The 13,976-nt window shown below is 40.4% G+C and carries 11 protein-coding genes; 6 read left to right on the top strand and 5 right to left on the bottom strand.

What is annotated here, in order from left to right:
- Positions 1-49: 49 nt before the first annotated feature.
- Entirely contained in the window at positions 50-1,384 is a 1,335-nt protein-coding gene (locus tag MKY15_RS13665; RefSeq protein WP_342537770.1) for a TrkH family potassium uptake protein, read from the bottom strand.
- 646 nt (positions 1,385-2,030) lie between these two features.
- On the opposite strand from MKY15_RS13665, the gene nhaC reads away from it, so the two are divergent.
- Positions 2,031-3,485 (top strand): Na+/H+ antiporter NhaC, encoded by a 1,455-nt coding sequence (gene nhaC / locus MKY15_RS13670; protein WP_067206876.1) that lies wholly within the window; start codon positions 2,031-2,033, stop codon positions 3,483-3,485.
- A 78-nt stretch (positions 3,486-3,563) separates the two neighbouring features.
- Here the strand turns inward: nhaC and MKY15_RS13675 are convergent, their stop codons facing one another.
- Positions 3,564-4,814: an HTH domain-containing protein gene (locus MKY15_RS13675; RefSeq protein ID WP_342537771.1), complete on the bottom strand. Its 1,251-nt coding sequence runs from the start codon at positions 4,812-4,814 to the stop codon at positions 3,564-3,566.
- Positions 4,815-4,897: 83 nt separating this feature from the next.
- On the opposite strand from MKY15_RS13675, the gene MKY15_RS13680 reads away from it, so the two are divergent.
- From MKY15_RS13680 to MKY15_RS13690, 3 genes are all read left to right on the top strand, one after another.
- On the top strand, positions 4,898-6,010 hold the full coding sequence (locus tag MKY15_RS13680; RefSeq protein WP_187047024.1) for a dipeptide epimerase: 1,113 nt from the start codon (positions 4,898-4,900) through the stop codon (positions 6,008-6,010).
- Positions 6,007-6,690 (top strand): GNAT family N-acetyltransferase, encoded by a 684-nt coding sequence (locus MKY15_RS13685; RefSeq protein WP_342537772.1) that lies wholly within the window; start codon positions 6,007-6,009, stop codon positions 6,688-6,690. Before MKY15_RS13680 ends, MKY15_RS13685 begins: the two co-directional genes overlap by 4 nt.
- A gap of 180 nt (positions 6,691-6,870) precedes the next feature.
- Positions 6,871-8,559 (top strand): methyl-accepting chemotaxis protein, encoded by a 1,689-nt coding sequence (locus tag MKY15_RS13690; RefSeq protein ID WP_187047026.1) that lies wholly within the window; start codon positions 6,871-6,873, stop codon positions 8,557-8,559.
- Between the two features lie 60 nt (positions 8,560-8,619).
- On the opposite strand, the gene MKY15_RS13695 is transcribed toward MKY15_RS13690, so the two are convergent.
- Together MKY15_RS13695 and MKY15_RS13700 are read right to left on the bottom strand one after the other, a co-directional pair.
- Complete coding sequence (locus tag MKY15_RS13695) at positions 8,620-8,844, bottom strand: DUF5342 family protein (protein WP_067206887.1); 225 nt, start codon at positions 8,842-8,844, stop codon at positions 8,620-8,622.
- Between the two features lie 77 nt (positions 8,845-8,921).
- On the bottom strand, positions 8,922-9,113 hold the full coding sequence (locus tag MKY15_RS13700) for a hypothetical protein (protein WP_067206889.1): 192 nt from the start codon (positions 9,111-9,113) through the stop codon (positions 8,922-8,924).
- A gap of 390 nt (positions 9,114-9,503) precedes the next feature.
- Here MKY15_RS13700 and helD point away from each other — a divergent pair, with 390 nt between their 5' ends.
- Entirely contained in the window at positions 9,504-11,723 is a 2,220-nt protein-coding gene (gene helD, locus MKY15_RS13705) for an RNA polymerase recycling motor HelD (RefSeq protein WP_342537773.1), read from the top strand.
- Positions 11,717-12,163 (top strand): GNAT family N-acetyltransferase, encoded by a 447-nt coding sequence (locus MKY15_RS13710; protein WP_342537774.1) that lies wholly within the window; start codon positions 11,717-11,719, stop codon positions 12,161-12,163. Before helD ends, MKY15_RS13710 begins: the two co-directional genes overlap by 7 nt.
- Positions 12,164-12,448: 285 nt before the next feature.
- On the opposite strand, the gene gndA is transcribed toward MKY15_RS13710, so the two are convergent.
- Entirely contained in the window at positions 12,449-13,897 is a 1,449-nt protein-coding gene (gene gndA / locus MKY15_RS13715) for an NADP-dependent phosphogluconate dehydrogenase (RefSeq protein ID WP_340741678.1), read from the bottom strand.
- Positions 13,898-13,976: the final 79 nt, after the last annotated feature.

Here is a 13,976-nt window from a genome sequence, read left to right on the forward strand (position 1 = left end):
AGAGGAAGGATTATACGGCTATTTTTTTGTACTTCGAGTCATTTATTTTTTATCCAGATTGGACTTGATCATAAGGATAACGGAAAGACTCTTTTTTCGGTTTCAGCAGTAAAAAGAATAATGTCAGTGGACCAATGCGACCTAAAAACATCACCACACATAATAACACTCTTCCAATAGCACTAAAGTCTTCGGTTACCCCCATTGATAATCCCACAGTCCCGAATGCTGAAAAGACTTCGAATGCGAGAGGAAATACCGGGATGGTTTCTATAATCGTTAATATAAATATAAAACCAAAAACGATCATAGTACTAACCGTTGCAATTGCCAATGATCGAAAGATAATGTCGAATTTAATCGTCCTCCCAAAAAGATGAGGTTCGCGTATGGATCTAAAATAGGAGAGGGTAGCTATGACAATAATCATAAATGTAGTTAATTTAATCCCCGATGCAGTTGAAGCACTACCTCCTCCGATGAACATGAGGAGCATTGTAAATAACAAAGAAGGTTCTTCCATGTCACCAATCGAGATTGTGTTAAAGCCGGCAGTACGGGGAGAAACCGCTTGGAAATAAGATGCCAGTGCTTTATCGGCCAATGAAAAGTCAGCAATTGTATGCGTATTATTAAACTCAAGCACAAAGATTGTCACTGTGGCTACACAATTTAATGCAATCGTTCCAGTAATCATCATCTTTGTATGAAGTGACCAATGCACAAACGACTTGTTTTTGACAAGATCGAGCACGACTACAAACCCCAATCCTCCAATGATGAGTAATGAAGAAAGAACAAGATTAACGAGCGGGTCACTAACAAATTTAGAAAGGTTATCAGGAAATAATGAAAATCCTGCGTTATTAAATGCCGAGATGACATGGAAAACACTGTAATAAATCCCATCCCGTAACCCAAAGGTAGGTACCCAATGGAGCGATAAGATGATAATAGCAATCCCTTCAACAATCAGAACAAAAAGTAAAATCTGACGAACGAATTTCACCATTCCTCCAAGCGTTTGAAAACTAAAGGATTCTTGTAGATAAATTCTGTTCTGCATCCCAACTTTTCGCCCAAGCAATAAAAGTATCGCTACGGCAAATACCATTAAGCCAATTCCGCCCAATTGAATAAGAGACAGTAAAACGATTTCTCCAAATAATGTAAGTGTAGAGCCTGGATCGAATACAATTAGCCCAGTCACCGTCGTTGCAGACGTCACTGTAAATAGTGCATCAATCCAAGTGATTGGGCGCTCAGTTGCGATCGGCAATTTCAAAAGTAACGTGCCGATAAGGATTAGTAGGAGGAAATTTCCGGCAATTACCACTGGAGGAGAGATGTGTCGTCTATATAGTTTCTTTGAGTGCATATGCATGCTCCCATCCTATAGAATATGGAATTCTTATTGCGGGCTAGTCGATAGATATCTAGTGATTAACCAACTACAGTAAACCTTTCCGATTGCAGTCTCTCGATGGAGAGTAGTATTTTCCATTCGACTGTTACTATCTGAGCTAAAAAGATGAGAATGACACAGCGGATAGAAATTTATGCGTGTCAGCTTGATAGTGTTTAGTTGCTTACATATTATCAGAATAGGTGCTTTTTTACGATACTTTTTTTGGAAATAAACAACTATATAAGTTGGACATTCGAATACCTATATAAATTGAGTGAAGGTGCCTTAAAAGGGGGAGGCATCCCCAAGCGCTGTAGCTAATTCAATGAAGTTCTTTATTTCAACACTTACAATGCAAAAAGTCTCTTTTAAAGTGTTAAAATGCTTCCGCCTAGCCATTTTAAATCAGAATGAAAAATCTCATTACCTATTTTATTTGAAGGGCGGGGCGAGATTATTTTTGATGGGGGTAACTTTAATAATAGTTCATTTCTTTTGAAACCGCTTACAAATAATTCGGAAATACGGTTGACTTTGTTCCAAACAGCCCTTAATATATCTATTAACGACTATTAAGCGACAGTTAATAATTTTGAAAATACTTCAATCTGGGGGAATATAGATGGATCAACAAAATGAGAGAAAAATCGGTTTTTGGATGGCGTTACTTCCTTTAGTCGTAATGATTGTTGTCATGATATTTACGGTTGTTAAATTAGAACAAGGTCCTCATATTCCATTGATAATTGGAACATCGACTGCAGCTATTGTAGCTTGGCGAGCTGGATTTACTTGGAAGGAAATTGAGGAAATGATGTATAAAGGTATTCGATTGGCTCTTCCGGCTGTCGTTATCATTATTTTGGTAGGGCTGACAATTGGAGCGTGGATGGGCGGCGGAATTGTTGCAACGATGATTTACTATGGTTTGCAAATCATTACACCAGCTTGGTTTCTCGTAACAATTTGTCTTATTTGTTCAATTGTATCTTTGGCAATTGGTAGCTCATGGTCGACAATGGGAACAATCGGCGTAGCGGGAATGGGAATCGGTTTAAGTATGGGGATTCCAGCAGGTATGATTGCAGGAGCAATTATATCAGGAGCCTACTTTGGGGATAAAATGTCACCGCTTTCAGATACTACGAATTTAGCAGCAGGGTTAACAGGGACGGATTTGTTTGATCATATCAAGCATATGTTTTACACGACGATTCCTGGCTTAGCAATTGCTCTTGGCGTCTATGCCTTTTTAGGAAATCGTTTTGCAGCAAACAATATTGAAGTAGAAGAAATTGCGCAAACAGCACAAGTGTTAAAAGAAAGCTTTGTCATTTCACCGTGGTTGATGCTTGTACCATTGGCCGTTGTTGTACTTGTTGCTGTAAAAGTACCTGCTATACCTGCTCTTGTAATAGGAATTGTGCTTGGTTTCCTATCACAAATTTTTGTACAGGGCGGTACGCTTATTGCAGGCATTGAGGCTTTGCAAAGCGGATTCACAATTGCCACAGGGAATGTAATGGTAGATGCTTTGTTTAACGGTGGCGGATTGGATTCGATGATGTTTACGGTATCTATGACTATTGTCGCCATGACATTTGGCGGGATTCTAGAGTTTTCGGGCATGCTTATGTCATTAATGAATCAACTGCTTAAAGTTGTTAAATCTTCCGCGTCGTTAATTATCTCGACAATCGGAGCTTGTTTCTTAACAAACGCATCTTGTTCAGAGCAATATATCTCTATCGTCGTTCCATCACGGATGTTCAGTAAAGCGTATCAGAATATGGGCTTGCATTCGAAAAACTTATCACGTGCACTTGAAGACGGTGGAACGCTGACTTCGGTTTTCATCCCATGGAATACATGCGGTGTATTCATTTTTGGAACATTGGGAGTAAGTGTTGTACAATACGGTCCATATGCCATATTGAATTTAGTTGTTCCTTTGATATCCATTATTTATGCATTAACAGGCTTTTCGATTGTGAAGTTGACTGAACAAGAAAAGGAAAAACTTGCAGTAGATGAATTAAAAAAAGAAAAAGTAAACGAAGAGGTAAATTTGGCTTAAAAACAAAAGCGCAAGCGCTGGAGTCTAGACGAGAAAGAATGGAAAGTTCACATCTGTCAAGTGAACTTTCCATTCTTTTTAAAAATAAGGGTGAAAGTTAAATTCATATAAAGCGCGAGGTCTTCCTTGTCGGTAGGTCATTTCTTCACCAATGATCGTCGCATACTTATAGTCGACGAGTTTTTTTAATGTACGTTCTGCTGTTCTTCGTGAGACATCTAAATATAATGCCAAATCATTTGCAGTAAATTGTTTCGTTTGACGCATCAGACTATATTGCATCAATTTAGAGATATTTGCTGGACTGAGCTTGGTTTTTTCGGCCATCTCCACAAGGGCAGGTTCAGTGATTTTCATCTCAACGGTTACTTCCGATTGTGGAAACGGACCATGCAATCTTTTGTTTGTATCTAACATATAAAAACAATGACCATCACTTAGTTGTATAAGATTGAGTGCGAAGTTCGCGTTTTCAGTTGCATCAATGATTGATTCGCCACAGCCGAATGCCATTTTCGCTTTGGTAGCAAGTGATTGGAACGTAGAAAGAAATTCCTTGTTTTTTATAGCGGATTCGATGTTTCCCATTGAAGTGTACAGGGTGAAATCACCGTCATGTACACTCCAACGAGCCTGCATGATGGACGCCATTTTCGCAATAGATGTCTCTACGTTTTGTCGCGAAGAAATTGATTTTATAATTCCGACTGCGATCTGTGCGGAGTTACTTTTTTGTAACAATGCTTGCTGTTTTGCCTGTTCAATACTCCGAAGAATCGTACTTTCAGGGTCAATCATCTTACATGCAGGAATGTTTTGCTGCTGTAGCTGTTCGAAAACAGCATGGACACTTGTAATCGCCATATCTGTTTTACCTTGTAAAGAAAGAGTTTGATGATAAGACGTTATGGTAGTGATTTTTTCATCATCTTTTAGCAAGTGAACAAAAGGCAACTCCACACTTCGACCCAAATCATTGAGCACGTGTTCAATATAGGATTGCTCACGCACGTCGATGGATACGCGACTCAATTCCTGCTGGTTCTGTGTAGATAAATGAAGCAATGTAATCGCCAATGCTGTTTCATCTTGTTGCAGGTAAACGGCTGGGATCGGTAGGTTTTCAAGTAGCTTTTTGGAATAAAAGTAAGGCAGGGAACCTGAAAACAAAAGGGCATCACACGGTTTAAGTGTCTGCAGTAAACTCGGTGCCTCACTGGGTTCAGCGTAGCGATACCAGTTAAGTTCAATATCTTTTCGATTGTTGACAAGTTGTTCTGTACGTTGGCAAAAATCAGTTGACCCGATAACTGCGATTTTAATCTTCACGATGAACCCCCAATGATTAGCGACTATTTAACGACAATGATACAATAAAAAATAGAGTTTGCCAAGAGAGAGGATTTTGACTTATGAAAATAGCTGAAATTGAAATTTATGCGATTCACCTACCACTTTATGAACCCTTTATTATTAGTTACGCTACTTATGATTATATGCCATCCATCATTGTCAAAATCACAACGGATACCGGTTTAGTCGGCTATGGAGAAGGTGTTGCCGATGAACATGTAACGGGTGAGAGTTGGAAAGGTACTTTTGAAATCTTGAAAAATACCCTGGCACCGAAGTTAATAGGTGAAAATCCTATGAATATGGAGCGAATTCATGAACTGATGGATGCTGAAATTTACGGAGTACCAACAGCAAAAGCTGCAATTGACATAGCATGCTATGATGTTGCAGGAAAAGCACTTGATGTCCCTGTCTATAATCTTCTTGGAGGAAGATACCACGAAGAGTTTCCGATTACGCATGTGTTAAGCATCGCAGCTCCGGAAGCAATGGCGAATGAAGCAGAAGAACGTGTAGCCGCTGGATACCGTTCGATGAAAATGAAAGTCGGCACCAATGTAGCGGACGATGTATTACGCATTCAAGCGGTACGTGAGCGTGTAGGCGAGGATATCGCGATTCGTGTCGATGTTAACCAAGGTTGGGTAAATAGCGCCAATACATTACAAGGTCTTCAAAAGCTGCAGGACTGTTCGCTCGATTGGTTGGAGCAGCCTGTGCGAGCTGATGATATAGATGGTATGGTCGAGGTGAAATCTAAGTCTTCTACTCCAATGATGATTGATGAAGGTTTACGTGGCGTGCGTGACATGAGAGAAATCATCGCGAAGCGTGCTGCTGATAAAGTGAACATTAAATTGATGAAATGTGGCGGGATTTATCCAGCAACAAAGCTTGCCCATATGGCCGAAATGGCGGGGATTGAGTGTCAGATTGGTTCGATGGTGGAGTCATCTATCGGATCAGCAGCAGGATTCCACGTTGCATTCTCGAAAAAAATAATTACAAGTGTGGAATTAACAGGACCGCTTAAGTTCAGCAAAGACGTTGGAAATTTACATTATGACGTTCCATTTATCCGTTTGAGTGGCAAGCCGGGATTAGGAATCGACATTGATGAGCAAGTGTTGCAGGAACTGACTGTGTTCTCAGAGAAGGTAAGCGGATGAGGGAAAAGCATTTGTTGAAAAACGGGCGTGAAATTACTATAAAACGCTTAGAAGCAGATCAGCTCGACGAAATTCTTATCCTTCAGCGGAAAGTGATTGAATCATTATCTACAGGTTCTTTTTTACAGCCGTTGACAGCAGAGGAGTTTAGCTATATTTTAAACGGCAAAGGACTCATGATTGGTGCCTATTATCAAGAACAACTGATTGCATTTCGGGCCATGCTTGAACCAGAACTGGATGAAGAGCATCTAGGGAAAGATGCGGGACTACCAAGAAGTGAATGGCCGCTTGTGCTCTATTCCGAAATCTCGAATGTCGATCCGGACTTCCAAGGCAATGGCTTACAAGTGTTATTGGGGAAAGTTCTAATGAAGCAAGTTGATTCACAGCGATTCCGCTATATTTGTACAACTGTTGCACCGTTTAATATTGCCAGTCTAAAAGATAAATTTGCACATGGTATGCAAATAGTAGCATTAAAAGTGAAATATGGTGATTTACTCAGATATATTTTGATGAAAGATTTAACAGGCCCTTTAATAGAACAGGATACCTTGGACTGTTGCTTTGTCTTGATGGCGGATACAGAACAACAACAAAAGTACCTGTATGATGGTTGGAAGGGTACAGGCATTGAACAAGTGGATAACCAATGGGTTGTTCGTTTTGAAAAGTGATCTTGATAGAATAAAACCTTACTTTACAAGATACATGTAAAGTAAGGTTTTTTTAGATGGGATTAAATTGTAATTAGATGTTAATACCTATGTCATTATATTTTATTATTACAACTATACTACTAGTTTCATATAAGCTATACTAATGAATGGATTTAATATGCGGGAGGTAAAACTTAAATGAAATTTTCAGTTGGTAAAAAATTATGGAGCGGGTTCTTATCTGTTCTTGTCTTTATGATAATAGTGGGGGCAATGGGTTTTTGGTCGCTAACTAAAGTGAATAGTGAGTACCGATCTATCCTAGACGAACAGGTAACAAAAGTGGTGTTGTTTGAAAAACTATTATCTGCACAGTATGCAACTTCGACCGATTTTCGGGGCTACTTATTGTTTGGAAATGAATTGTTTTTAAAGAATAAAGAAAAGTCAATCGAAACATTTGATTTGTACTGGGGAATCCTAGACAAATTGCCACAGACAGACGCCGAACGTGTGTTATTTAACGAACTAAAAGACTCACGTGTAAATTATGTAGAAACTTTAGAGTCGGCCATTAGTGAACTTAATAATTCCAGTGAAGAAAAGGCGCTCAGTATTGCATCTGATGCATCTGTCTTTGAGGATATAATTGTAACGGAAATCAATGACCAAATTAATGATCAAAATGCAAAGACGGACGAAATAAATCTAGAAATTGAAAAACTTATTAAGCAAACACGTATTTTGACTGTGGGGCTAATTGCCCTAGCGATTCTGTTGAGTATTGCTATTGCTGTTGTGATCAGCCGTAGTATTGCACGTCCAGTCGGGAAAATGACAGCAGCGTTAACAGAAATTGCGGATGGTAACTTAGCAATAGAACCGGTTATAATTCGCAATAAAGATGAGATAGGTGAGATGGCGACGGCATTTAACAGTATGAGCAAAGACCTTCGTGCTATCATTACGAATGCAAATGAATCTGCAGTTCAGCTTGCCGTCCAGGCGGAAGAATTATCTGCGAGTTCGGAAGAGAGTTTAGCAGCATCTGAAATGGTTGCCGAAATTTCGGAGAAAAACTTATTCGGAAGCGAATCGCAAGTTGCGATTGTAAATGAGACGGTTTTAGCTATGGGAGAAGTGGTAACAAGCATCAACCGAATTACGGAAGATAATGAAGCAATGCTTCTGTCATCTGAAGACGTTGCCCAATTGGTCGAAGAGGGAGCATCCCTTATGGAAGATGTTAACGGCCAAATGACGGTCATTAGTTCAGCAATTGGACAGTCGGCTGAGATAATGAATGGCATGGCTAATTATTCGGAAGAAATCCGGAGAGTAACGTCACTCATTACTGATATTGCTGAGCAGACCAATTTGCTGGCGCTCAATGCGGCGATTGAAGCAGCCCGTGCTGGCGAGCATGGAAAAGGCTTCGCGGTTGTTGCAGAAGAAGTGCGAAAACTTGCTGAACAGTCGAAACGATCCGCTGGAGAAATCGGTAATATGATTGATAGAATGATTGGCAACGTCGCACAGGCTGTTTCCAGCACGGAAGATGGAAATCGCCGCGTTGAAGAGGGGCTTGTTGTGACGGAACGTACACGCAGTGTATTTAACCGGATTGAACAGGCGGCTAGTGACGTCGGTGAAAAAGTGACAGCTGTTTCCGCCGCAATCGAACAGATTCGTACAATGACGGATGAAGTATCTAGTGGTTCTTCAAAAGTGCAGGAACTTGCCATGGAATCATCTGCTGCAGCTCAGTCGACAAGCGCAGCGACAGAACAACAGCTTGCTGCAAATGAAGAGATTTCTTCAAGTGCGCAAGTGCTTGCGGAGCTTTCGGAAAAACTGCAAAATGATATGGGACAATTTAAAGTCTAATAGTTAGGAAAAAACAAGCTGATTGCCACGTGCAATTAGCTTGTTTTTTCGCCACACTTCTTAGCTGGAGACAAGAAGCCTGTTCATTTTATTAGTTACGCTGGATTCGATTTTTCCTAATTGTTGTGACTCAATTTTGTTTAGTGGGTGTGGATTGAACCAGTTAATTACGCCCTCGTGATAAATGCCTTGAAAATCATTACCTTGGTAGTTTAATGAAAATGAAAACCGTTCATTAATGTGGTTCTGGAATAACGCTTTTTTAATTTGAAATTGATTGACCATACTTGTAGCCTCCATTTTTTTAGATTGATATTTTAAAAGTCATAATAAAAATTTGCTGAGAAAGTATAATTCTAGGACTAGTACATGAAGTTATGCATGTTAGCATTTGCTTTGATTTTAGCTTGTTGTAATTGCTGAATTTCATGTTTACTTAATGGATTAGGGCTAAACCAGTTTGTGACTGCATTCTGGGAGAGCCATGAATATTCATTCCCTTGGTAGTTTACTGCTATCCATTCATGAATTCGATTTTGAAGTTTAGTCAACATAGTTGGGGCCTCCATTTTTTATGTTTGATAGAATAATTTTTAAGAATTGATTAATGTACATGAAATACGCTAGCCAATTTTGTGGACATGCTTTCAACCTGTCCTACTTATCTAGAGTAACGCACCTAAATTAGAGAGACATGAGACGCAGATGAGAGTTTGATGAGAAAGCGCTATTTACTTTTACGAATATCTAAACCAGTGGTAGTGAATTTACTTATCTGTATCTATCCGCGCTGAATCACTTCTTTAATCAGAATATTTTTTCCATTGTACTAAATGGTGTTGATTCCGCCTTTAGCAAGTGGTAAACTTCAATTCTGTTTAATAATCCCCAACATCTCCCATACAACCGCACGTGACGCAAAATACAACAAATGGAGGGTCTGTATGTCTCAGAAACATCCTGACTTAGAGTTTGAATTACAGCGCCTTGACTACACCAAACAGTACATGCAGCAATTGTTGGAGGAATCGCGACGTGATGTAAAATCCTCCCAAGAACAGATCCGCCAGTCGATGGCTGATCTGGATTATTTGGATTCAAGTTTAAGCTATATCAACATTTTGACAAACGCTCGATTTTTTGAAATGGCCCGTTCGCAAAAAGAGGGGCTGGAGGCAATTCAGCAGAAGCCCTATTTTGCCCGCATTCATTTTCGAAAAGAGAATGAGGCTGATGAGTTACTCTATATTGGCAAGACTTCTTTATTCCACCGGGAAACGCAGGAACCGATTATCGTCGACTGGCGCTCACCGGTTGCAAATGTCTATTACGATGGGAGACTAGGGGCTCTATCCTATAAAGTGCGAGATGAAGAGTTCGAGGGACATCTCTATTCCAAACGGCAGTATCGAATTGAAGAAGGTGAACTTCTTGATATCCGTGATGTCGATCTTACAACGAATGATGAACTACTTCAGGAAGCCCTTGCTGGCAAGGCGGATACACGGCTGACTGAAATTGTGTCGACGATTCAAGCTGAACAAAATGCAATTATCCGTGCGAATTTGAAACAACCAATTATTGTACAGGGAGCCGCAGGAAGCGGGAAAACAACGATTGCCCTTCACCGTATTTCTTATTTCCTCTATACAATGGGTGAAAACTTTCCTGCTGATAAATTGATGATTTTGGCACCAAGTAAATTATTTATGGATTATATTGCGGATGTGCTTCCCGAACTCGGTGTAGGGCGCATCTGTCAGACGACATATAGCGAATATGTTTTAAGTGCTACAGGATTGAAACTGAAGTTGATGGATCCAGACGCTAAGTTGGAACAGCTTACTGAATCTGACACGCTAGATGCAAGTTTGCTTTTTGTAACACGTGTGAAGGGAAGCCTACAATACCGAGAAATCATGCAACGCTATGTGCATAAGTTGGAACTGGATATGGCTGAGTTATTTGAAGATGTCTTTATTGAAAAATATCGGATTATGAAAGCTTCTCGGTTGAAACAGCTATTTCTAAAAGAGTTTTCGTATATGCCAGTTGAGAAAAGACTGGATAGAATTAAAATTATCGTTCAAAGTGACGTTAAGCGAAAACGAAAACAACTTATGGATATGCTAACGACAAAGTACGACGCGGCACTTGATAAGGCGTTATACGGAATAAGGGATGATGAAAGAAGGAAACTGAAGTTAACAAGAATATTGGAAGAAAGAGATGAAAGACTTCCTGTTATTGAAAAGGAAGGCAAAACGGTTGCGTCAGCCTATATGCGCAGATTCAAAAAGTTCAATATCAAGAAATTATATCGGGACTGGCTAACAAGTAGCGAACTACAAAAGGAATTTGCAGACGAGTGGTCCGAGCGCGACAGATATGCTTTTTTGGAGGCACATAAAAAAGAGTTTTGGGAAGTCGAGGATTTAGCAGCTCTTTATTATTTGCACGCAAAGCTTAGAGGCATTGCAGATGAATGGAAAATGAGGGTTGTTTTCATCGATGAAGTACAGGATTACAGCGAATTCCAGCTTGCTTCAATGCAAGACGGTCTAGAGACGGATATGTTTACAATGGTTGGGGATCTGGCCCAGGGAATTCATAGTTACAGATCATTAACATCATGGGAACCGATAAAGGCACTGTTTCCAAGAGCAACGTATACGACACTTCAAAAAAGCTACCGAACGACGATTGAAATAATGAATCTGGCGAATCAAGTTCTTGCACAGATGGATGAAGATCTACCACTTGTAGAACCGGTCGTTCGTCATGGAAGAGAACCGAAGTATTATGAGATGCATGAGTTAGAGGGGGGCGGCATTCAACGTATTTATGAAGGAATTATCGAACGCGGTCATCAATCTGTCGCACTTATTTGTAAAACGCGTAAAGAGGCTAGGGAGATTTTCACCTCTCTGCAGGAGTTTGGAATGTCAGTCCATCTAGTGGGAGATCAATCTGGCATCAATGACAATTGTCTGCTCATTGTTCCAAGCCACTTAGCAAAAGGATTGGAATTTGATGCGGTCATTATCGCCGCTTTCGACGAGCCATTCCGAAATCACCCAATCGACCGAAAGTTACTATACGTAGCAATGACAAGGCCAATGCATGAACTGCATATTATTGGTGAGGAGGGTTCGTTATGCTAAACTTTAAACAGTTTTTGGAGATTCCTGAACATGAAATAATTGATGGGATTTTGGAATTACATGAAAGTATTTTCAAAGATTCCAAAACGTTAGTGGAGAAAATAAAATTAAAGCGGAAAATCTTAATAAATGTAGCTTTTGATCAATCAACGGTGGTCGGTTATAAAATTGGTTACGAGCTTGACCCGCATAAGTATTATAGTTGGTACGGGGCAGTTCATGAGGACTACAGAGGAAAAGGAATCGCAACAAGGCTACTGGAACAGCAACATCGCTTTTTAGTTGAGTCGGGTTATAAAATTGTTCAAACAAAGACGAGAAATAGCTGGCGGAATATGCTTATCCTTAATATTAAAAATGGATTTGATGTTGTGGAAACATTCGCGGATGACGAGGGAATTCATAGAATCATATTGGAGAAAAAACTGTCCGCAAACTAAATGACTGTCACCGAAATTTTAAACGACCGAAAGCCAATAAAAAGTACCAGGCGCCGATTATCGGTACCTGGTACTTTTTTGCTGCTTAGGAAACTATAAAATCTCGTACTATGGATAACCTGCGAAATAGGCTATTTCACGTCTAGGCCTCCAGCGCCTAGAGGCTCGGAGGCCCACAGGATGTGGGTCACGCAGACATTGCCGCAGGACGCGGCGTACTTTGGCTGTGTTCCTTAATTTGTCGGTCCGGCTGTGCGGCAAAGAACGCCGCTTCGCCAGCCCGGCTTATGCCTGTCGCCCCTGACCAGGCGCTTGCGCTTTTGTTATTGCCCATTCAGTATGGAAATGGCCTTCTTTATCCAGGCGTTCATAGGTATGTGCGCCAAAATAATCGCGTTGAGCTTGGATAAGATTGGCCGGTAATGTCTCCGTACGGTAACTATCATAGTAAGCCAATGCACTTGAGAGAGCAGGAATTGGAATCCCATGTTGAATGGCTACGGCTACTACTTCGCGAAGCGAATTCTGATAGTCTCCTACTATTTCTTGGAAATAGGGATCAACTAATAGGTTTGGCAAGTCACTGTTAGTATCAAATGCCTCTTTGATATTCTGTAAGAACTGGGCACGAATGATACATCCTCCACGGAAAATCATGGCTACTTCTCCGTAAGGGATTTTCCAATCATACTCCTCAGATGCTGCACGCATTTGCGCAAAACCTTGGGCATATGAACAAATTTTACTCATATATAAAGCTTTACGAATCGCTTCAATCAACTCTTTTGGATCACCTACATACTTTTTCAGTTCAGGGCCTTTTAGTAGTTTACTTGCTGCAACGCGCTCTCCCTTAATAGAAGAAATAAATCGTGCAAATACGGACTCTGTGACGATTGGAAGGGACACGCCTAAGTCTAACGCATTTTGGCTAGTCCATTTTCCTGTGCCTTTTTGTCCGGCTACATCTAGAATTTGATCAATGAGCGGTTTCCCAGTTTCTTCATCCATCTTTGTGAAAATATCTGCTGTGATTTCAATGAGATAGCTGTCGAGTTCTCCCTTGTTCCATTCTGAAAATATTTCATGCAACTCCTGCGCTTCAAGGCCAAGTGCATGTTTCATGATGAAATAGGCTTCGGAAATCAGTTGCATATCGCCATATTCAATGCCATTATGAACCATTTTCACATAATGTCCTGCTCCATCAAGGCCCATATATGCACTGCAGGGAATGCCGTCAACTTTTGCCGAAATAGCATCAAGAATGGGCTTCACTTGTTCGTAAGCTTCTTTTGAGCCTCCAGGCATAATCGATGGGCCGTTACGAGCTCCTTCTTCTCCACCAGAAACACCTGCACCAATGAAATGTATGCCTGATTCTTTTAAGGTTGCTGTACGTCTATTCGTATCTTTAAAGAATGTATTTCCTCCATCGATAAGAATATCCCCTTGTTGAAGATGAGGGACAAGGGACTGGATCACTGTATCTGTTGTTTCCCCGGCTTTAACCATTAATAAGATCTTACGTGGGACTTCTAGCGAAGCGACTAGATCTTCAATGCTGTAGCTACCATGAATAGCTTTATCTTTCGCTTCTTTGTTGGAAAATTCATCTGTTCGATCTGTCCAATAATCATAGACAGCTACCGAATAGCCTTTACTTTCGATGTTTAGCGCAAGGTTCATCCCCATTACGCCCAAACCAATAACGCCCATTTGTTTCTTAGTCATAATCCTACCCCATTCTTTTTATGTGATTTATCACGTTTTGCTTCGGAAATAATAAAACTTCGTACTGTAGGTAATCTGC

The sequence above is a fragment of the Sporosarcina sp. FSL K6-1540 genome (assembly GCF_038620285.1).
GTDB lineage: Bacteria > Bacillota > Bacilli > Bacillales_A > Planococcaceae > Sporosarcina > Sporosarcina psychrophila.